Source organism: Streptomyces glaucescens, from assembly GCF_002154375.1.
Classification (GTDB): Bacteria; Actinomycetota; Actinomycetes; order Streptomycetales; family Streptomycetaceae; genus Streptomyces; species Streptomyces glaucescens.
This window is the reverse complement of sequence record NZ_MUND01000125.1, coordinates 1-18,660: the sequence shown is the minus strand read 5'-3', so window position 1 is coordinate 18,660 and position 18,660 is coordinate 1. Positions and strand designations below refer to the sequence as shown.

The window sequence follows — 18,660 nt, the reverse complement described above, 5'->3', positions numbered from 1 at the left end:
AACGGCCGCTGCTGCCCGGCAGGGTGCTCGCGGTGGAGATCCCCTCGTACTCCTCGGACACCGGGGCCATCATGATCGAGGACCTGCTGCCGGTGACCGATGACGGCCACGAGGTGCTCCACCGGCTGCCGCACGAGCTGACAGTGGTGGGCTGACGACGTCCGTCGTACTCGGGCAGATCGGACACGGCAACCACTGCCGCTCGGCGACTGCTTTCCCCCAGCACAGCGTCACTGGGCCGGGATCGGCTGCGTGAGGTTCACCGGGTTGCCATCGGGATCTCGGATGTGGGCGACGCGCTGTCCCCACGGCATGTCGTTGGGGCCGCCGCGGACCGAGCCGCCCAGCGCCTTCACCCGGCCGAGCGTCTCGTCGACATCGCCGACCCCGATGCTGAGCAGGATCCGCGACGCCGCCCCGGTCCCCGCGTCCGCCTTGGCCACCAGCCCGAGGTCGGTGTCGCCGATACGCAGGCCCAGATAGAAGACGGGGCCTTCCGCTGGTACCCGGAAGATCTCCTCAGCGCCGAACAGTTCCGTATAGAAGCCGAGCAGAGCCTCCAGGTCGGCAGTCACGATGACGGGCTGGATGGTGGACATGGCACTCCTGTCGAGAACGGTCGGTTCGCTGGGTAGACCGTTCCTCGGCGGTGAACTCATCGCCGGGACGCGCGGCTCCAGGCCTGTAGTTCCCGGCTGCGGGGGTCGTCGACCCGGGTCCACTCGGCGTCGATGCGCATCGTGGCCCTGCGCTCGGTGTCGTACCGGTCCCAGCCGGGGTCGCCGGTGGTGGCGAACCGGATCCAGGTCTCGTGCACGCGGACCGCGAGATCCGCGGGAGGCCTGTCGGGGCCGAGCAGGGCGGTGGGACCGAGGAGCTGCGGCAGGTGCGTGAGACCGAAGACGAAGGGCAACTCCATCGCGTGCGTGGCACCGAGTTCTCCGTCCAGGGCGCGCGAGCGCCAGGCGAACTCGTAGGCGAAGGTCGCGGATGCGGGGCGGGCGGCGTAGGCGTCAGCCAGGGCCCGGGTGCCCGCGCCGAACAGCGCGTCGCCCATGATGGCGGAGCGCAGATCGCCGTAGGACGCCTCAGGTCGTGTCGCGCGGTAGGTCTCGACGAGCTGCGCGGGATTCGGGTGCGAGCGCGCCGCCGTGTCGAACACGTCCTTGGCGGTCGAGGTGGCGTACTCGCCCGTGGGAACCAGGTAGAGCAGGCCCTCTTCGGTGTTGGTACCGATGAGCAGGTCCTCGCCGAAGCCGTGTCCGGTGGCGACGGCCTCGGCGGGCTGGATGTCCAGGACCAGGCTGAAGGGGCTGAGGCCGCTCAGCGGGTCGTGGTGGGTGGCGGTGCGCAGGTCGATGCCCGCGAGCCTGGAGGCGGCGTCCACCAGACGGTCGTCGGAGATGCCCGCGAAGGCGTCCACGTGCGGCTCGACGCCCAGGGCCTCGGCGGCCGCGGAGGCGACGCGGGCGGCCTGCTCGGTGGTGAACGCGCCCAGGCCGCTGCCGCTCTGCACGATCGCCCTGCGGAACAGTCCGGCCGCCCCGGGGGTGGCGAGGACGCCTCCGACGATGGTGGCACCGGCCGACTGGCCGAAGAGCGTGACGTTGTCCGGGTCACCGCCGAAGCCGGTGATGTTCTCACGGACCCAGCGCAGCGCGCCGATGACGTCGAGCAGCCCGCGGTTGGCGGGGGCACCGGGCAGATCGAGGAAGCCGGCTATGCCGAGCCGGTAGTTGAGCGTGACGAGGACGACGCCGTCACGGGCGAAGGCGGATCCGTCGTACATCGCGGCCCGCGTCGAACCGGCGACGAATCCGCCGCCGTGCACGAACACCATCACTGGCAGGTGGTTCCGCGCGGCGGCGGGCGTCCAGACGCTGACGGTGAGGTAGTCCTCGCCACGGCTCCAGCCGGTGCCGAAGTACGGGGCCATGTCGATGCCGCCGAGGACGCGCGCGGACTGCGGCGCGTTGGGTCCGGGGGCCGTGGCGTCCCGTACGCCGTCCCAGGGCGCGTGCGGCCGGGGCGGGGCGAACCGGCCGGCTCCGCGGGGCGGAGCGGCGTAGGGGATGTTCAGGAAGACGGCGGTGCCGTCGTCCTGGCGCAGGCCGCGGACGGCTCCCTGCGCGGTGGTCACGACGGGTTCGGGACGGTGGTTCATCTCTCGTGCCTTTCCGCGGGCTTCAGCGCTGCTCGGTGTACGGGGTGAAGGGCGCCCAGCCCTTGATGGCGAAGGCGCTCCCGTCGCGTACGACCTCGGTGGCGCCATGGCCGCCCAGGTGAGCCGGGATCACGAGGGCGTTGTTGTCGGCGGCCCAGCCCAGCACCTTGCGGCGGGTGGCGCGGGATTCGGCGGGGTTCTCGCAGAAGCAGCTGTTGGCGTCCGGCTCCAGGATCTGTACCGGGCTGTGCAGCATGTCACCGACGAACACCGCGCGGTCCGTGCCGGAGGTGAGGGTCAGCACGGAGGAGCCGGGGGTGTGCCCGGGAGCCGTGTCCAGGCGCAGGTTCGCGTCGATCCGGTGGCTGCTCTCCCACAGATGGGTCAGGCCGGCCTGGTGGACGGGGGCGACGCTGTCCTCGAAGACGTTCTGGTTGCCACGGCCGAGGAGCGCCTGGTGGCCGTTCTCGGGGTTCCAGAAGTCGAAGTCGTCCTTGGGCATCAGGTAGGTGGCGTTGGGGAAGGTGGGGACCCACTGCCGACCGTCCAGGCGGGTGTTCCAGCCGACGTGGTCGATGTGGAGATGTGTGTTGATCACGATGTCCACGTCCTCGGGCTGAACGCCGGCCCGGGCGAGGTTGGCCAGGAAGTCCGTTTCGAGGTGGCTCCAGACCGGGGCGTAGGGACGCTCTTTGTGGTTGCCCACGCCGGTGTCGACGAGGATCGTCCTGCCCTCGCTGCGCAGCAGCCAGGTCTGGAGCGCGCATTTCACGATGTTGGTATCGGGGTCCAGGAAATGCGGGGACAGCCATGCGTCACCGGCTTCCCAGACGTCCTTCGAGCTTTCCGGGAAGAAGGTTCTGGGCGTCATCCCGACGGGGCCGAAGTACTCCCGTACCCGAGTGAGGGAAACACTGCCGAGGGTGATCTGTTCCATGGGTGTTGCGCCTCCTGAGTGAGTGAGCCGGGGGGAACCGGATTTCCGGTGCCTCCGACTTCACCGAGGAGGCGAGCGCGGAACCAGACCCGCCCTTTCCTATCCACGACCGGGTCAGGCTCGGTGCCGCGAGGCGGCCCATACTCGGAGCCATGGACGGAAAGACGCGGCTCGGAGACTTCCTGCAGACGCGGCGCTCCCAACTGCGCCCGGAGGACATCGGGGTCCCCACCTACGGGGAACGCCGGCGTGTCCCGGGGCTTCGGCGCGAGGAGCTGGCACTGCTGGCGGGGGTGAGCACCTCCTACTACACGCGGCTGGAGCAGGGACACTCGCTGAGCGCGTCGCCCGAGGTCCTGGACGCGATCGCGAGGGCTCTACGGCTGGACGAGTCCGAGCGGCGGTACCTGCACGACCTGGCACGGGTGGACAGGCGGCGCCCCCGGAGCCGGCGTCCGGCGCCGGAACGGGTGCCGGAGGCGACACGTCAGTTCCTGGACGTGCTCGGCGACATCCCCGCGATCGTGCTCGGCCGGCGCAGCGACGTGCTGGCGTGGAACCGGCTGGGCCATGCGCTGTTCGCCGGGCATCTGGACTTCGGCGCCCCTGACCGGCCGGCGCAGCGTCCCAACATGGCCCGGCTGGTGTTTCTCGACGGTCATGTCCGTGACCTCTACGCGGACTGGCCGAGCAAGGCCAGGGCCGTGGTCGGCAATCTGCGCCTGGTGGCGGCCCAGCACCCGGAGGACGCGGCGCTTCACACGCTCCTGGGTGAACTGTCCGCGGCCAGCGCGGAGTTCGCCTCGATGTGGGCCGACCACCGGGTCAGGGCCTGCACCGTCACCGACTACGAGATGCGCCATCCGCTGGTCGGGCCGATGACCGTCAACCAGCAGGCCATGAGCAGCGGACGAGGTCCCGTCGTCGTGGTCGCCACCACCGAGGCGGGCTCGGCGTCGCGAGCCGCTCTCGCCCTGCTCGCCCAGGCCACTGGCGAGAGTGTCGCGCGGGCCGATCCGCCTTCCGAGGCGGCTCGGTCGAGGTCCCGCGCCGGCAAGGACTGATACCCACTCCGTCACGGGGCCCTGCCTCAGCGAGCCGACGTCCTTCCGCTGCCCGTACCCGGCCCCTGGTCCCGCCCTGTCCATGGCTTGCGCGGAACACCACACGGTGTGGAGGGGACTGACGTATCCACGGTCCGAGGCGCCGTCCCCGAACGCACGATCACCGGACCCCGGCGACCGGGCTTCCCGCCGAGGGCTGAGGCGCGGCGGCTGCGGGTCGGTGCAGACAGAACGCCGCCACGGCTGCGATGCCGGCGGCTGCCGCGGCCGCTGTCCAGCCGTGACGGAACCCGACGAGCGCGGCGTGCGCGGTGCGGGGTTCGCCGAGGAGGGTGACCATGACGGCAACGCCCAGTACGGAACCTGTCTGGCGGGCCATCGTGGTGACGGCCGACCCGGTGGCGAAGCGGTGCGGCGGGAGGGCCGCGGCGGCCGCGCCGACCAGGGTCGGCAGGGCGAAGCCCACTCCGATGCCGGTGATCAGCATGCCGGGGAGGAAGGTGGTCGCGTACTGCGGGTCCGGATCGAGCGCGAGAGCCCACCAGAGGAGACCTCCGGCGAACAGCAGGCAGCCGAGCGCCGCCGTCCGCCCCGCGCCGAAGCGCTGTACGACCGGCCCCAGGGTCATGGCGAGCACGGGTACGACCAGTGGCCCGGGTGCGATCGCCAGGCCGGTGCGGATCGCCGAGTAGCCCCAGACCTGCTGGCACCACAGCACTGAGGTGAGCAGCATCGCGGCGAAGGCGACGGTGAAGAGCAATGCCGCGACCGTGGCGACGGTGAAGGCGGGGACGCGCAACAGGGGCAGTTCGACGACCGGCGCGGCATGCCGGGCCGACCGCATCCAGAAGGCCGCGCCGAGTACGACCGCGGCGGCGAGGGTGCCGACGACACCGGGGGAACTCCAGCCCCAGGCATCGGCCTTGACCAGGCCGAGAGCCAGTGCGCCGATCCCGAGGGTGAGCAGGGCGGCGCCCGCGAGGTCCGGCAGTGGGCCTTCCCGGTCCGGGCGGGCATCGGGCAGCACGCGCGCTCCGGCTGCCAGACCGGCCACGCCGACCGGCACATTGACGAGGAAGATCCAGCGCCAGTCGGCCTGCACGAGCAGTCCACCGGCCACGGGTCCCAGACCGGCCGCGATACCCCCGATGGCCGCCCACCCCCGGATGGCCCGGGGGCGGCGTTCGGCCGGGGTGTTGACGAGCAGCAGCGCGAGCGATGTCGGCATGAGGGTGGCAGCTCCGGCGGCCTGCAGCACCCGGGCGGCGATCAGCCAGCCGGCGCCGGGTGCGAGGGCGCAGAGCGCGGAGGCCACGGTGAAGACGGCGAGCCCGAGCAGGAAGCCGTTGCGGTGGCCGTACCGGTCGGCGAGCCGGCCGGCCACGACGAGCAGTGCGGCGAAGACGATCGCGTAGGCGTTGAGCACCCAGGACAGCGAGGCGAGCGAGGCACCGTCGAAGGAGCTGCTGAGAGAGGGGACCGCCACATTGACGATGAACAGGTCCAGGTTCACGACGAAGACGCCGGCCGAGACGATCCAGGCGGCAAGGCGCCCAGAAGTGGGTGAGTTTGTTTTTCCAACTGTCATGGGCGGCAAGGTAGCGCGGGCGAGTTTGAAAAGACAACCTAGTTCTGCGTGAACAGTCCCGACGCGGTCGGAAAAGCCGATCGCACCTGGTGCGCCGCGACTGCGCGGTGCGGCTGGTCAGCGGCTGTTGTCCGGTCGGTAGACGCTGAGGTCGCCGTAGTCCGACAGAACGCCGGCCAGGTCACCGGGTTTGTGCCGCAGGGTGGTGTCGAGGAAGGCGAGAGTGGTCGCGGCGACGACGTGCCGGCTCCTTGCGCGCCCCAGCGAGCCGACCATCGAGGGCACAGGCGGCAGGTACAGGGGGCCGTCCATGAAGGCGAGGTGTGCGGTGCCGGGGATGGTGAGCCGGTAGCTCGTCGCGGTGCTGCGCTTGAGGGCCTCGGTGAGGCGGGGTACGTAACGCGGGTCGGTCTCGGGGGTGATGGCCTGGGTGAGCGCGAGCGTCGGCTGGTGGAGGGAGGGGGACGTGGGGCCGTGAGGATAGCCGTCCAGATCGATGACGGCGTCGAACCGGTGGTCCTGCCGAGCTGCCTGCAGGGCGGCGGCGCCCCCCATGGAGTGGCCGGTGACCGCGACCCGGCTGGTGTCCAGGCGTCCGGACAGCGGGCCGGCGATCTCACCTCGGCCCAGACGGTCCAGCTGGGTGAGGACGAAGCCGAGGTCGGCGGCCCGAACAGCCGTCCAGCCGGCCGACAGCACGGTGTCCTTGTCCCGGTCTCCGGTGGAGGCGATCTCGGCGTGAACCGTCCGGCCGTCGGCGAGGACGACGGCGGCGGAGTCGTACGGGTGGTCAAGGGCGGCGACCACATAGCCGTGGCTGGCCAGTTCCTCCGCCCAGGCGGTGTTCTGGGTACGCACTCCACCCGACCCGGGAGAGAACAGCACGACCGGGAACCGCCCACCCCCGCCGGCCACCGGGGCACTGAAGACCGACTGGGTGCGGGCACGGGGCACGCCGTCGACCAGGAAGCCAGGCAAGCCCGCCTGACGGGCGAGGGCATCGGAGACGATGCTCGCCTCGTGCTCGGTGCGTCCGAGGTACTGGGCCCGCTGCGTGACTGCGGGGCTCTTCCGCGCGGGGTACCAGAGTTGGACCACGACCGTGCGCCGGTCGTGCGGATCGGCGGTGAAGGTCTCGGGGCGGCGTGGGTCGGTCCACTGCACCACGCGGGTGCCGACCGCGAAGTGGCCCGACGGCTCGGGGAACTCGGGTACGGGAAAGGCCCAGGCAGCCACCGGACCGGTGGCGATGAGGCCGGCACACGTCACCGACCCGGGCAATGCCAGCCACCATCGGGCCCGCCGCGCCGGCCGGCCGGTACGGCGCCGCAGCAAGGGAGAGAAGGCGAACGGCGACGCGACGGCACCGCCCGCCAGTACCGGCAGCATCTGCCAGCGGATCCCCAGCACACCCAGCACGAGCCCGGACAGCACGAGAACCGCCCCCGCCGCGATCGTGACGTGTGGGCGGCCGGCCGGCGGAAGCCAGCGTGCCACCACCAGGACGACGGCGCCCAGCAGGGCGAGCAATTCCACAGGGGACATGTACAGCCCCGCGATGATCTCGGTCACCCGGCCATCCTCAGGGCGGAGCACGCGATGCCACATCGATCCCGGGTCGCCATCGCGTGCGACCGCGGTCGCATTCCGAGGCAGGTCCCTGTGCGACCAGAGTCGCATCCCGCCCGTGCGACCGGAGTCGCATCCACGCGTCTCGCCTGTGTCACCGAAGTCGCCTGGGCCCACGTCAGACCGGTGCGTCGCGCGGTGGGTTCTGCGCCCCCCGCATGTGGTCGCGCCGCCGATCCGACATGTGATGTTGTCGGCTGGAGCCGCTTCACTCGACCGCGGTGTGCGCGTTCGCATGCCGTACCGGGCGACGAAGGAGCGGATCGCGAAGCGACGATGGCTGCTGGGCAGCGCGGCGGCCGCGGCCGGTGTGGCGCTGATACCGGGCAGGGCGACCGCGACCGGGAACCGTCTGCCGGCGCAGGCGCGCACCCACCTCGACCGGGCGATGGCCGCCGGCCGGTGAGTGCCGGTCCGCGCCAAGAAGTGTCGCGGCTCGGCCGCAGCGTCCAGACCGCTTCAGGCCCGCCGCGCACCGGGCCACCTACTGAGGGGTTCGGCCTCGGTGCGTTTGGATCCGGCGCGAGTTTCCGAGGGAGTGCTGACAGACGGCCCACCTGGAACACACCGCAAGCTGCCCGGGCGGGCCGCCTGGTTCAGCCCTGGATGGTGGCGAGCCAGCCGGTCAGCAGGCTGTTGACCTCGTCGGGGCGCTCCTGCTGGATCCAGTGGCCGCAGCCGTCCAGGAGGTGGGAGGCGGACAGGCCGGGGAGGGTGGTGGGGTAGGCGTCGACGGCGTCGGCCATCCAGGTGGTGGAGGCGTCCAGTGCGCCGCCGATGAACAAGGCGGGCTGGGTGATCGGGGCGCCGCGGTGGGGAGCGAGGTCTTCCCAGTCGCGGTCCATGTTGCGGTAGCGGTTGAGGGCGCCCGTCAGGCCGGTGCGTTCGAACTCTCCGGCGTAGACGTCGAGGTCGTCCTCGGTCAGCCAGGCCGGGAGCGGGCCGGCGGGGAAACGGTCGCGCAGCCGGCCGCCGGCGCGGGCAACGAAGTGCGGGTCGGGCTCGCCCTCGGCCGGCATGGTGTCGGCGGACAGCGCCGCGTAGAAGCCCGCGAGCCAGCCCCGTACGTCGGGCTCGATCTCCGCCTCGGCGCGGCCGGGCTCCTGGAAGTAGGAGACGTAGAACTCCTGCTCGGGGCCGCCGATCCGGCCGAAGATGTCGGTGGGGCGGGGGCCGCCGGGCGGCGCGTACGGGACGCTCAGCAAGCCCACCGCGCGGAAGACCTCCGGGTGGAGCAGGGCCGAGGCGGCGGCGATGTTGGAGCCCCAGTCGTGGCCGACGACCACCGCGCTCTCCTCACCGAGGGCGCGCACGACGGCGACGTTGTCCTCCACCAGGTCGAGCATTCGGTAGGCGTCCGTCGCGGCGGGCTTGGAGGAGCGGCCGTAGCCGCGTACGTCTATCGCCACTGCCCGGTACCCGGCCGCGGCGAGGGCCGGGAGCTGGCGACGCCAGGAGTACCAGGACTCGGGGAAGCCGTGCACGAGCAGGATCAGCGGGCCGGTGCCCTGCTCGGCCAAGTGCAGGCGCCCGGCAGGGGCCTCCACGGTGCGGTGGCGGAGTGCGGCGATCGGCTCGGATGGCATGGGGCTTCTCCTCGGTTCGCGGGCGGCCGGCAGGTACCGATCGATCATCCGGCGCAACGGTCACTTGGCGCTATCGGCGTTGCCATTCCGGCAAGCTTGCAGGACAGGGAGGTTGGAGCGGCACGGCGGGAAGGAACAGGGACAGTGGCAGGGGACGACGCGGCAAAGACACTGGCGGCGATGGGGCCCCGGCTGCGGGCCCTGCGCGAGCGCCGTGGCGTCACACTCGCCGATGTCAGCGGCGCGACCGGTATCTCGCCCAGTACGCTGTCGCGGATCGAGACCGGCCGGCGCAAGCCCACCCTGGAGGTGGTGCTGCAGCTGGCGAAGGAATACGGAGTCTCCCTGGACGAGCTGGCCGGCACCGCCCCCGCCCCAGCGGCAGAGCCCCGCAGCACGGTGCAGCACACCTTCGGCGACGACAAGGCGGTGTTGCCGCTGACCCGGTACGTCGGCGGCCTGCACGCCCACAAGCATGTCCTGCCTGCTGTCGAGGAGCCGCCGGGGCGGCCCCGGCAGGTGTCCCACGAGGGCTACGAGTGGCTGTGCGTCCTGTACGGGCGGCTGTGGCTCGCACTCGGTGATCAGGACCTCGTCCTGGCTGCCGGGGAAGTCGCCGAGTTCGACACCCGCGTCCCCCACGGAGTCGCGAACGCTGGTTCCGGCGGACCGGTCGAGTATCTGATCATGTTCGGGCCTCAGGGAGAACGTCTACGGCCGCGCATCCCTCCAGCCACTGGTCGCGGGCCTGGTGACAGAAAGGCTGCCGAATGAGCATGCGTGACAAGCCGCGTGCCTCGTTGTTGACAACCACGCTGCTTCGTCCGGTCCCGCTCGCCACGTCATCCGGCGCTGCCGGTGCCCACTAGCGCGCTGGGAACGCTTCCTGGCCGACACCTTCGGCGACGACGCCGAAGGACAGGAGATGATCTCCTACCTGCAACTGCTGCTCGGCTACTCGGTCACCGGGGACGTCGGCGGCCAGGTCCTGCCCTTCCTCTTCGGCGCCGGAAAGAACGGCAAGAGCGTCCTGCTGGACGTGCTGATGAAACTGCTCGGAGACTACGCGGACGCCGCCCCACCCGGATTCCTCATGGCCCGCCCCTACGAAGGCCACCCCACCGACCTCGCCGAACTCCACGGCAGGCGCGTCATCGTCTGCTCCGAGGTCAAGCCCGGCGACAAATTCGACGAAGCCCGGGTCAAGCTCCTCACCGGCGGCGACCGGATCAAAGCCCGCCGCATGAGGCAGGACTTCTTCAGTTTCGTTCAACCGTGCCAAGGCCCGCTGGAGCAGCATTGAGGGGTACGGTGCCCTCCGGGCCGGCGAACACCAGTTGGGCGAGAGAGCCGAAACGGACGGCTACCGCACTCGGCTCGTCGTGCGCGAGGACGGGCGGGTGCTGCCGCGCTCCTGGCGCGGGAAGGCGACAAACAGCACCGGCGAGGTGGCCGACGGCTTGGCCGGTCAGCGGGACAGGCGCTCGACCGGCTCCTTCGACCGGCTCGCCGGACACATCCCAACCCCCGGCGTGCTGTCACCGCACGTAGCGGGCCAGCTCCCATGGGTCGTGTGCGGAGAAGAGCTCGACCCGGTCACCGTGGTCGCGCACCAGCTCGCGCAACCGTGCTTGGGTCCCGAGCCGCAGATCACGGTGGACCTGCGAGCGTGTTTGGACGATGTCCAGCAGCGGGTGGGTCTCACTCGGGTTCTCGATCTCGCGATGGTAGTAGTAGGCGTCGCCGCAGTGGAGGAGCCATTGGTCACCGTTTTGTACGGCGACCCCGGTGTGGCCGGCGGTGTGCCCGCCGAGGGGGATGAGCTGGATCTCCGGCGGCAGTCCCTTCGGCTGTACCGCGGTGAAACCGAACCACTGCTCGCCCGGTTCCAAGCCGTAGGTGACCCAGCGGGGTCCGTGTTCCCAATGAGCGGATCGGTATCGGAAGTTGGGCGCTTCGGCGCGTGCCGCGTCGAGTTCGGCGGCGAGCACATGGACCTGGGCGCCGGGGAAGTCAGGAAGGCCGCCGCTGTGATCGACGTCCAGGTGGGTCACGATGATGTGGCGCACGTCGGACGGCGCGTGCCCCAGCCGGGCGACCTGCCGGACGGCCGTCTCCTCCTCGTCGAGCACGGGTTGTGTCAGCTCCACCCAGTCGGTGCCGAGGGTGCCGTTTGGGTCCCGGACGTCGCCGAGGCCCAGGCCGGTCTCGATCAGGACCAGACCGTCGTCGTCGGTTTCCACCAGCAGACAGTGGTTCACTGCGGGGGCGGGTTGCGGACCGTCGTAGGTGGCCTCGATCGTCCGAACCGTTCCGCAGTTCAAGTGATGGATCTTCATGACGACTAGGCTGCGACTTGAACCTCGGATCAAGTCAAGGAGACGTTGGTGGACGCTGCGTTGCTGGACATCGCCGAAGTCGCACGGCGTTCCGGTCTGGCGCCTTCGGCCCTGCGGTTCTACGAGAAGAAGGGCCTGGTTGCCCCCGCGGGCCGCAACGGGCTGCGCCGCGCTTACCACCCGGACGTACTGGAACGCCTGACGTTGATCACGTGCGCACGCAGCGCCGGATTCTCGATCGCCGAGATCAGCCGGTTCATCGTGGCCCATCCGTCCGACGCGGACCTGCGCGTCCGCATGGCTGCCAAGGCCGGCGACCTCGACGAGCAGATCGGCCGACTCACGCGGCTCCGTGACAGCCTCCGGCACGCGGCCGTCTGCGACTACGAGCCGATCGTCGACTGTCCCGACTTCAAGCGGGCTGTCGGCAATGTGCCGGAACCGGCGATCGCCCCAAGCGAATGAGTGTGTTCACTGCCGTGGAGCAGACGGGCGCAGTGGCCAACGGGAGACGCCAACAAGAATCCGGGCCAGTGGTGGAAGACGGCGTCGACGTCGCCCGCGACGTCCCCGGCCGCCGGCGCCACCCAGCACGACCGCACCGCACCGCCCCGGCCTCCAGTCCTCCGGCGGTCCCCCGTCTGTAATGGATCACTCACGCGCCTCCGTGCTGGAGGCGCTGCAAGAGTTCCGGCGCCGTGGTGACGTGGTGTACGGGCCTCCGGGGCACAAGCAGGGGCTGGGAGCCGATCCCCGCGTGGTGGACAGCGTTGGCGAAAGGGGGTTTCGCCTCGGACGTGCTCTTCCTTGACGGGCTCGACGACCGCCGACTGCGACGCGTCCGCCGTTCTCATCCCGGCGCTCGGACTCGGTCAGGCGCACGGATAGCGGCATGGGCCGGCGCGCACGACGGCGCTGGTGCCGGACGCCGACCGAGCAGACGCCGGAACCACCCGGTGGCTCCCGCCTGGTAGCGGACAACGGTGTCCGGGCGCGGTCCGCCCGCCGGACTTGAGGCAGGCGGACCTGAGGTCTCACGCCGGGATCAGGTCGGGTCGCCCTCGTAGTCGGGGCGGATGGCGAGCTCTCCCGCTTCCCACATCTCGAAGACGCGGGTCTTGCATTCCTTGTCGGTTTTCACTTCGTCCGCGAGGCGAAGGCCGATCTCATTGTTCTTCTCGTCCGCCTTGTTGTCCGCGTCGGATCCGGGTCGGCCGCGCTCGTGCGCCTCGCCCATGGCCTTGGCGAATTCCTCACCCAGCCTCTTCTTGAGCAGGCACTGCCAGTACACGTGGCGAATGGAGTTCTGCTGCTCCGGGTCCGTCATGTGCTCGACCAGCTGGAGAACCTCGACGTGCACCCCGGCCCACCTGATGATTTTCGTGGGGTGCTGGAGAGCCACGTAGACCTCCGGGCCGGAGACGTTCTTCCCGATCAGCCAGACGTAACGGTCCAAGGCGGCAGGGCCTTCTTCTTTCAGGCTCTTCTCCAACTGCGACAGAACCCGCGAGTACGCCGCCATGTTCTCCGACGTGTCCGCCAGGTTGTCGGCGATCAGCTTGGACGCGGAAAGCCCGACGCCGAAGATGAACGTGCCCAAGGCGAGGAGCGGGAGCATCTCAGGAGCCAGGAACGCGATCACGGCCACGCCACCGAGCGCCGCGGCGCCGGTAATGCCGAGATCCCGAGTGACGAGGCCCTGCACTTCGTCGAGTTTCCGGCGGGTCTCCACCATGGTGTTGTAGACGTCCGCGCTCGGCACGGTGTTGCATTCGCACCGGAACCTGGCATCACGGGACACGCTCATCGACATGGTCCAGTCGCCGGCTTGCGGATCCGTGACGATCAGGTACCGGATCGACTCGCCGGACATCTTGACGAGTTTGCCGTCCTCTTCGACGTCCTCGTCATAGGTGTTCCCCTCGGGATCCTTGAGGGACATGACGACGCCCTCGGGGAAATCGACCGAGCCGTCGTCCTTCGTGATCACCGAGTACAGGAAGGGCGCGCCCTCCCCGATGGCCATCGTGTTCGTCAGGTTGAACCGCTTCACGTTGTCCAGGCCGTCCAGGGACGGAAGGGTGTCGACCTGGCAGTACATACAGTCGTGCTCGCCCTTGACCGCCGCGGTGAACGCGGGGATGGGACTCGGTTCGTTGCTGACGTCGAAAATGCCCCAGAGACCGCCGACTCCCTTGTCCTCGATCTCCGTCGGCTCGTCGAAGTACTGACCCGCGATGAGCGCCGGGGTCTGCTTCGCCGCCTCTTGCCAGTCGTCGCTGAGGGAAAGGCCCCACAGGCGCGACGCGTACCGTGTGTACCCGTCGGGCGCCCCGCCCTTCTCCTCCACATGCCCCCAGAACCAGTCCGGGACGTCGTCATTGTCGAGGACGTCGAACTCCCCCCAGAGTCCCAGGGCTCCCTTGTCCACGATGCGGGTCGGCCGGTTGAAGTACTGCCTTTTGATCACGGCGGGGCAGTTCTGGGCAACAGCTTTCCAGTCCTCGTCGTCGGGGATGTTCCACAGCCGCGCCGAGAACTGCCGCATGCCGTTGTCCTTGGTGCCGTCGTCCTGGAACTGCAGCGGGCCGCTCGCGTGCCCCAGGAAGCCCATGGAGTCCCACAGGTACGAATGGGCCACAGGAACCGGCGGATCCGTGATCGGCGAGGCCTCAGGAACCGGGTTGCCGGAGGCCAGGTAAAGGGCCTTGCTGATGCTCTTGCCGTCTTCCCATACATCATTGGAGAGTTCCCAGATGATAACGCCCTTGGCGCCGACCCCCTTGAGGAACTCCAACTTGAGGACGGCGGTGTCCGGGGTCTCGAAATAGATGTTGTGGGCGTACGGATACTCACCCGGAGGCAGGGGCTCGGCGAGCTTGGGGCGGGACGTGCTCCCGTCCACCTTGATGTTCGCGTTCTCGGCCTGAAGGGCGTCCGGGAACTGGTCCAGGATTTCCTTGTACCGAAGCACCTTGTACCCCGGGGGCACTTCACCGGTCAGGTCGTCCGGGTCCTTGGCCGCGGCGAAGTCGTAGCCGTAGATGGGCACTCCGGCCGCGATCTTGCCGCGGTCCACTCCTTGCCCCTTGCCCTGCCAGTTCATGAAAAGCGGATTCGTCCAGTACCAGAGGCAGTCCTCGACCGACAGGATCGGATTGTTCTCCAGGGCGTCGCCACCCGGGGTGCCCGCCCGGGGCCCCGGCCAGCCGCCCTGCTGCTCAGGAAGGTACGACTCCAGATACACGTCCGCCTCACGGATCTTCGCCGTGTCCTTCCCGCGGATCTTGTGCAGGGCGGAATGCGGGCCGACCGGGGACTTGTCCCACGACCCGGTGAGGTCGTAGGTCATCACGCCGATCCAGTCGAGATGTTCGGCCATCGCCGGGTCGTAGTTGTTCCCGTACCACGAGGTGCCGAAGACGGCAGCCGACACGATCTTGTCGGGAATGGCCTCCTTCAGTTTCTTGGCGAACAGGGCCAGGCCCCGCCCCGCGGGATGCGGGCCGTCGCTCTTCAGCCGGCCGCCCTGGTCCTGCTCTCCGGGTCGGCCCCACCAGCACTCCAGGTCGAGATCGACGCCGTCCAGGCCGTTGTGGGTGACGTAGTCCACGACGTTGCGGACGGCCCGGTCGAGCTTCGGGGAGGCCGGGTCGTTTCCGATCGCCGTCATCAGGTCCAGGAACGCGTAGTCGTTCGCGCCGCCCAGCGCGATCATGGTCTTGGTCCCGTACGTGGTCGCGGCCATGAGCACGTCCGGGAGAATGGTACCGATCTCCCTGACCGACGCGGGGTCGAACGCGCCGGAATCCTTCTCGCTGAACGTCAAGAACGCGATGATGCCGTGCGTGATGTACTGATACATCTCGCGCTTGCCGTAGTCGAATCCCTCCCCCTTCCTCCAGGTAGGGATGTAGGCGATGACGTTCGCCCGCTCGGTCGGCTTGTGCGGGGTCTGGTCGTACAGCTCGTCGAAGAACCGCCAGCCGTTCTCATTGGGGTCCCCCACCCCCGGCTCCGAGGCCCAGAAAGCGGCACGAAAAATGTTGCCCTTGTATTTTGCGACGGCCCCTGCCTGGTAACCGCTGGGATTCTCCTCCCACGTGGGGACGTCAGGGTAATCCGATGAAAGGCTCACTGCAGGTCACTCCCCCTATTGCGGATCACTACGCCCCACTTAATCATGGACGACCTTGTCGACCACAGACCGGAATAAGCCTTCCGACCACGCCCGATCACGCCTAGACGGGCCCAGACGGATGGCCTGAAATCGATGACTCGACCCGTCGTAAACGCCAGCGAATTGCCGTAGCCAAGCGTCCGAAGACCGACGCCGCCGCACGGTCTGTGGACCGCGCGGGGGCGTCATCTGCGTTACGGGGGACGGTGAGTTCACGGGATTCACCCACACCGTCTTCCACCTCACCCACTGGGGCGAAAAACCCGAAGGACTGCCCCCCCGGCCTGTGCGACTACCTCGCCACCTGGCTGCCGGCCTGGCTGGACGACGCGCTCGACCTGGCCCGCTGGGACCTGCTGGGCGAACTCCTCGTCGTCGACGCCTGCCTGCCCCACCCCACCTTCGACGAACCGGCGTGGGAAGGATTCGCCGCCGCCCAGCAGCCCGACGGCGCGATGCCCGCCATCGGCCCGATGCCCGAAGGGCGACTCCGACGACGTCTTCGACATCGTCTACCACTCCACCCTGGTCGCCGCGTTCGCCTCCGTCCTGGCCACCTCCCGCGCCTTGACCGCACTGGCTCCCGCATGACCACCACCGCCCCACAGCCGGTACGCGAGGACGACCCGGCCCTGACCTCACGGCTGGAGAACGCTGTCCGTGCCGTCGACGCCCCCGACGTCGTCTTCGCCTACTCCCACCACGGCCGGTGCACCCTCCTCACCGGCGGCACCGCCCCGCCCTCACCCGTGCCCCGCCAGCAGCTGCGCTACGAAATCGGATCAGTCTCCAAGACCTGCACCGGCCTGCTCCTTGCCCACCTGATCAGCTCCGGCACCCTGAGCGGCAACGAACCGGCCGCCGCCTGCCTCGACCCCGGCGCACCGCGCAGCCCGCGCCCGGCGATGACACTGACGCACCTGATCACCCACACCTCCGGCCTGCCGCCACTGCCCGCCGACTTCTCCCCCCAGGCCCTGCCGCACTGGCAGACCAACCCCTACGCCCACTACCCACCCCACCGGGTCATCCGGGCCTTCCTGCGCCACCGCCCACGCCACCGGCCCGGCACCCGCTGGCGCTACTCCGACTTCGCCGTCGCCGCCCTCGGCCACACCCTCACCGCAGCCACCACCACCCCCTGGGACAACCTGCTCACCCGCCAGGTCCTGACCCCCCTGGGCCTGACCGGCACCGCGCTGCACCCCGGCCCTGCGGGCACGGACGCCACCGGGCACCGCGCCGACGGCACCACCCGCGTCCCCGCCCTGCACATCGAAGGGTTCGCCCCCGCCGACGCCGTCCGGGCCACCCCGGACGACCTGCTCACCTACCTCGAAGCCCACCTGCACCCCGACCGTCACGGCCCCCTGCAAGGCGCCCTGCACCACGTACGCCACCCCGTCCTGCGCCGCGGACGAGGACACGCGCACGCCCACACACTCACCTGGTTCCAGCACCCCACCGACCACGGACCGCTCTACTTCCACGCCGGAGCGACCACCGGACAACAAGCCTTCCTCGGCTTCCGCCCCGACACCGACACCGCGGTAGCCGCCCTGTCCACCCGCCATCATCGCCGCAGCGCCACCCTGGTGGCCTCCGCCTACGACCTCCTGTTCCAACCACCCCCACCCTGACCGGACTGGCGATCTCGGGCACCGGCACCGGAAGGCGCCTCCGTAGCGAGCCTCCCGGGTGCACACGAGCGCCTGGTCGGGTTCCGTCACAATCGGCGAGGAACTCGTAGCGCGTGGTGACGCACAGTTCCCCGTATCACCTCGACCGGATCTTCCGCGGCGGCGGCGCTCATGAGGGCGCCGCGTCGACGCAAAAGACTCCAGCATGATTACTTGCTCTCGAGCGGCCTTATCTGCATCTGTCAAGTGCAACTGCTGGGCACAGGCCCATAGCTTGTGCAGGCACATCAGGCACGTTCCTCGCCGCCGGACGCGGGAGGATCGGCACGATAGGGGCTACGGACGAGGCACTCGAGCGGAGCGAGGACGAGGTGAACGACCTCCTCAGCGACGACTGATGGCGATCCCTGAAAGCGGCCGCGCTGTCGGTGCGGCCCCCTACAGTTCCGTCATGTCCAACTATCATCGGCCGCAGCCGAATCGAAAGTTCATGCTGGTCGAGTTCCCCGCCGGCACCCACCTCGACCGTTCCCGTGCCTCCTCCGGCGGTATGCGGGGTACCGCCCGCGATGACCGGGACAACTCGCTCGTTGCCCAGGCCGAACTCTTCGACGCCGACGACCGGTACGACGAGGGCTACAGGGACGGCCCAAAGCAGTGCGAACCCTTCACCGCCGGTGAGGTGTGGTGGCGGCTGCCTGACTCGAAGACCCTGCTCAGCTTCGAGGACGACGGGTTCCTGGCCGCGGCCCACCGTTCGGAGCCCGCGCTCCTTAACGACTGAGCCGCCGCCATGAGCGAAGTCATGAGGCGGGGTCCTGGTCGGTCTTTGAGGGGTTGCTGTGGGCGCTGACCGCGATCAAGGAGCGGTTGTCGCCGTGATCTATCCAGACGGCCCGGTGAGGTGATGCAGAGGTTGCCGTAGGCGGAGCAGCCCTCGCAGTCGGCGAATAAGGCCTCGTGCAGGAGGAAGTCGTTGCGGGGGAGTTGCCGTCCTTGACGGCTTCCACCCATCAGGCCAGGACACCTCGCCCGGCGCACATCGCATAGGCATCGTGCGCATTGCGTACGCGAAACGTACGCCTCTTGTACGCCACCTGAGATAGGGTGCCGGTCAGGAGGTGATCCATGCCCGAGTCCGAGTTGTTCGACGCGGTCGACGCGCTGCTCGCATCCCGTGCCCCGCTGCCGCCACCTGAGGAGCGCAGGCGCCTGCGCAAGGCCCACGGCCTGACGATCGAAGAGGTCGCCGCCGCGCTGAGGGTGCGCCGGGCCACGGTCAGCGGCTGGGAGTCCGGCAAGACCGAGCCCCGCCCGCCGGAGCGCGATGCGTACGCGCGTCTGCTGGAAGGGCTCGCCAAGCTCTACCCCGCCCCGGTGAACGCCTCTGTCCAGGACGAGGACACTGCGGTGCCCGAGACGTTCACCCGCCCGGCGGCCCCGGCGCCGGAAGAGTGGTCTCTGCCGACAGGGGAGACGTCCGAGGCTGCGGCCCTGAGCGCTGAAGACACCCAGTCCCGCCCCATCCCGGTC

At 69.6% G+C, this 18,660-nt stretch carries 15 protein-coding genes and 2 pseudogenes; 9 read left to right on the top strand and 8 right to left on the bottom strand.

Annotated elements, in window-relative coordinates; genetic code table 11:
* Positions 1-230: 230 nt before the first annotated feature.
* Genes CCN42_RS09240 through CCN42_RS09230 form a run of 3 tightly spaced genes read right to left on the bottom strand, consistent with a single transcriptional unit; the run spans position 231 to position 3,101 of the window.
* Complete coding sequence (locus CCN42_RS09240; protein WP_086734457.1) at positions 231-599, bottom strand: VOC family protein; 369 nt, start codon at positions 597-599, stop codon at positions 231-233.
* A gap of 56 nt (positions 600-655) precedes the next feature.
* A complete protein-coding gene (locus CCN42_RS09235; protein ID WP_086734455.1) occupies positions 656-2,164 on the bottom strand; it encodes a carboxylesterase/lipase family protein in 1,509 nt (502 codons plus the stop codon).
* 22 nt (positions 2,165-2,186) lie between these two features.
* Complete coding sequence (locus CCN42_RS09230) at positions 2,187-3,101, bottom strand: MBL fold metallo-hydrolase (protein ID WP_086734453.1); 915 nt, start codon at positions 3,099-3,101, stop codon at positions 2,187-2,189.
* A 152-nt stretch (positions 3,102-3,253) separates the two neighbouring features.
* Here CCN42_RS09230 and CCN42_RS09225 point away from each other — a divergent pair, with 152 nt between their 5' ends.
* Positions 3,254-4,165 carry a helix-turn-helix domain-containing protein gene (locus CCN42_RS09225; RefSeq protein ID WP_086734451.1) on the top strand — a complete coding sequence of 304 codons (912 nt, stop codon included), beginning with the start codon at positions 3,254-3,256 and terminating at the stop codon, positions 4,163-4,165.
* 160 nt (positions 4,166-4,325) lie between these two features.
* Here CCN42_RS09225 and CCN42_RS09220 read toward each other — a convergent pair whose 3' ends face one another.
* Positions 4,326-5,753 (bottom strand): MFS transporter, encoded by a 1,428-nt coding sequence (locus tag CCN42_RS09220; protein ID WP_086734449.1) that lies wholly within the window; start codon positions 5,751-5,753, stop codon positions 4,326-4,328.
* A 117-nt stretch (positions 5,754-5,870) separates the two neighbouring features.
* Positions 5,871-7,361, bottom strand: a complete 1,491-nt coding sequence (locus CCN42_RS09215; protein WP_086734447.1) for an alpha/beta hydrolase family protein — start codon at positions 7,359-7,361, stop codon at positions 5,871-5,873.
* Positions 7,362-7,617: 256 nt separating this feature from the next.
* Between CCN42_RS09215 and CCN42_RS42515 the strand changes: the two genes are divergently transcribed.
* The gene (locus tag CCN42_RS42515) at positions 7,618-7,788 is read left to right on the top strand and encodes a hypothetical protein (RefSeq protein ID WP_158102073.1); all 171 of its coding nucleotides are present in this window, start codon (positions 7,618-7,620) and stop codon (positions 7,786-7,788) included.
* A 190-nt stretch (positions 7,789-7,978) separates the two neighbouring features.
* Here CCN42_RS42515 and CCN42_RS09210 read toward each other — a convergent pair whose 3' ends face one another.
* Positions 7,979-8,968, bottom strand: a complete 990-nt coding sequence (locus CCN42_RS09210; RefSeq protein WP_086734445.1) for an alpha/beta fold hydrolase — start codon at positions 8,966-8,968, stop codon at positions 7,979-7,981.
* A gap of 144 nt (positions 8,969-9,112) precedes the next feature.
* On the opposite strand from CCN42_RS09210, the gene CCN42_RS09205 reads away from it, so the two are divergent.
* Together CCN42_RS09205 and CCN42_RS09200 are read left to right on the top strand one after the other, a co-directional pair.
* On the top strand, positions 9,113-9,742 hold the full coding sequence (locus tag CCN42_RS09205; protein WP_086734443.1) for a helix-turn-helix domain-containing protein: 630 nt from the start codon (positions 9,113-9,115) through the stop codon (positions 9,740-9,742).
* Between the two features lie 88 nt (positions 9,743-9,830).
* Positions 9,831-10,235: pseudogene (locus tag CCN42_RS09200) on the top strand (phage/plasmid primase, P4 family); the annotation flags it as partial.
* A gap of 271 nt (positions 10,236-10,506) precedes the next feature.
* Here the strand turns inward: CCN42_RS09200 and CCN42_RS09195 are convergent.
* Complete coding sequence (locus tag CCN42_RS09195) at positions 10,507-11,307, bottom strand: MBL fold metallo-hydrolase (RefSeq protein WP_086734441.1); 801 nt, start codon at positions 11,305-11,307, stop codon at positions 10,507-10,509.
* Positions 11,308-11,355: 48 nt separating this feature from the next.
* Between CCN42_RS09195 and CCN42_RS09190 the strand changes: the two genes are divergently transcribed.
* On the top strand, positions 11,356-11,772 hold the full coding sequence (locus tag CCN42_RS09190) for a MerR family transcriptional regulator (RefSeq protein WP_086734439.1): 417 nt from the start codon (positions 11,356-11,358) through the stop codon (positions 11,770-11,772).
* Between the two features lie 580 nt (positions 11,773-12,352).
* Here CCN42_RS09190 and CCN42_RS09180 read toward each other — a convergent pair.
* Entirely contained in the window at positions 12,353-15,445 is a 3,093-nt protein-coding gene (locus CCN42_RS09180; protein WP_086734437.1) for a glycoside hydrolase family 18 protein, read from the bottom strand.
* A 265-nt stretch (positions 15,446-15,710) separates the two neighbouring features.
* On the opposite strand from CCN42_RS09180, the pseudogene CCN42_RS44265 reads away from it, so the two are divergent.
* From CCN42_RS44265 to CCN42_RS41195, 4 genes and pseudogenes are all read left to right on the top strand, one after another.
* Positions 15,711-16,078: pseudogene (locus CCN42_RS44265) on the top strand (DUF6895 family protein); the annotation flags it as partial.
* The gene (locus CCN42_RS09170; RefSeq protein ID WP_086734434.1) at positions 16,075-17,127 is read left to right on the top strand and encodes a serine hydrolase domain-containing protein; all 1,053 of its coding nucleotides are present in this window, start codon (positions 16,075-16,077) and stop codon (positions 17,125-17,127) included. The pseudogene CCN42_RS44265 and the gene CCN42_RS09170, both read left to right, overlap by 4 nt.
* Before the next feature lie 451 nt (positions 17,128-17,578).
* The gene (locus CCN42_RS09165; protein WP_143661881.1) at positions 17,579-17,911 is read left to right on the top strand and encodes a hypothetical protein; all 333 of its coding nucleotides are present in this window, start codon (positions 17,579-17,581) and stop codon (positions 17,909-17,911) included.
* A gap of 344 nt (positions 17,912-18,255) precedes the next feature.
* A partial coding sequence (locus tag CCN42_RS41195) for a helix-turn-helix domain-containing protein (protein WP_143661880.1) occupies positions 18,256-18,660 on the top strand: 405 nt, incomplete at its 3' end.

What these genes read in the sequence shown, in the direction of transcription:
- CCN42_RS42515 (WP_158102073.1), top strand. Translation starts at nt 7,618, where the DNA reads ATGCCGTACCGGGCGACGAAGGAGCGGATCGCGAAGCGACGATGGCTG.
- CCN42_RS09215 (WP_086734447.1), bottom strand. Translation starts at nt 7,361, where the DNA reads ATGTGGCATCGCGTGCTCCGCCCTGAGGATGGCCGGGTGACCGAGATC.
- CCN42_RS09230 (WP_086734453.1), bottom strand. Translation starts at nt 3,101, where the DNA reads ATGGAACAGATCACCCTCGGCAGTGTTTCCCTCACTCGGGTACGGGAG.
- CCN42_RS09220 (WP_086734449.1), bottom strand. Translation starts at nt 5,753, where the DNA reads ATGACAGTTGGAAAAACAAACTCACCCACTTCTGGGCGCCTTGCCGCC.
- CCN42_RS09225 (WP_086734451.1), top strand. Translation starts at nt 3,254, where the DNA reads ATGGACGGAAAGACGCGGCTCGGAGACTTCCTGCAGACGCGGCGCTCC.
- CCN42_RS09195 (WP_086734441.1), bottom strand. Translation starts at nt 11,307, where the DNA reads ATGAAGATCCATCACTTGAACTGCGGAACGGTTCGGACGATCGAGGCC.
- CCN42_RS09235 (WP_086734455.1), bottom strand. Translation starts at nt 2,164, where the DNA reads ATGAACCACCGTCCCGAACCCGTCGTGACCACCGCGCAGGGAGCCGTC.
- CCN42_RS09165 (WP_143661881.1), top strand. Translation starts at nt 17,579, where the DNA reads ATGTCCAACTATCATCGGCCGCAGCCGAATCGAAAGTTCATGCTGGTC.
- CCN42_RS09210 (WP_086734445.1), bottom strand. Translation starts at nt 8,968, where the DNA reads ATGCCATCCGAGCCGATCGCCGCACTCCGCCACCGCACCGTGGAGGCC.
- CCN42_RS09240 (WP_086734457.1), bottom strand. Translation starts at nt 599, where the DNA reads ATGTCCACCATCCAGCCCGTCATCGTGACTGCCGACCTGGAGGCTCTG.
- CCN42_RS09170 (WP_086734434.1), top strand. Translation starts at nt 16,075, where the DNA reads ATGACCACCACCGCCCCACAGCCGGTACGCGAGGACGACCCGGCCCTG.